1 protein-coding gene is annotated in these 788 nt (G+C 46.1%); it reads right to left on the bottom strand.

Annotated elements, in window-relative coordinates; all coding sequences use genetic code 11:
* Window positions 1-737, bottom strand: a 737-nt coding sequence (locus ACFIKE_RS11935; protein ID WP_375650168.1) for a hypothetical protein, incomplete at its 3' end; no start/stop codon positions are given.
* Between the last annotated feature and the right edge of the window lie 51 nt (window positions 738-788).

The raw sequence follows: 788 nt of genomic DNA, 5'->3' as shown, positions 1-788 counted from the left end.
GTCGTGCCGTAATTCCTTGCAAAGCCATGACCGGCGTTCATAAGCATATTCAACCTATTCCAGCCGCTATTGTCTTGCTCCAGCCAACGTTCACGATTGGCATCAACAACTCTCTGATTGTAATTATCAAGCACACCTCCCCCCTGTATGGCATTGGAATAGGCATTGCCATAACCCTGCAAGAAGTTATTTGATGCTCCCAACTGATTTTGATTGGCTTGGTCTATCATGGCATTGGCTTGCATCATGCGATCTGCATCACGATTATACTGGTCTGCTGTAGCACTTGTGGACAAAGCACCAAGTTCATTTGCCAATACACCTGCATGTGCACCGGACCCATAACGACCCGCACCTGCAAAAGAGCTGTTAATCGTATCTCTTACACGGTCTAAGCTATTTTGAAGGGCGGCATTAAAAGACGGATTCTGTCCCACCATACCACCAGAAGCCATATGTCTAAGATTCATGGCTGCCGACGTTGGATTATAGATTGTATTCATCAAAGAGCGATTTTGATAATGATGAGGAATACTGCCAAGACCACTAATGCCATAGCGCGTTTGATCACTTAACGGGGCAATACGAGGTCCCCCATACACATTACCCCCAATCCCTGTGTCATACATTTGATACGCATCCCTACCCCCACGCTTAAATACATTTTCCATCCAAGCAGGAGGGGCGCTTGTCTGCACCTGCTTTTGTTCTGTTGTTGCTGGTGTCTTGCTCCCCATTTCACAATTCCTTCCTGTAATAAAGCATATCTATGCTGTAACCTTGCTTGT

This window comes from Bartonella sp. MU70NMGDW (assembly GCF_042194085.1).
GTDB lineage: Bacteria > Pseudomonadota > Alphaproteobacteria > Rhizobiales > Rhizobiaceae > Bartonella > Bartonella grahamii.
Note: the sequence above shows the minus strand (reverse complement) of the source record. Positions and strands in the feature narration are given on the sequence as shown.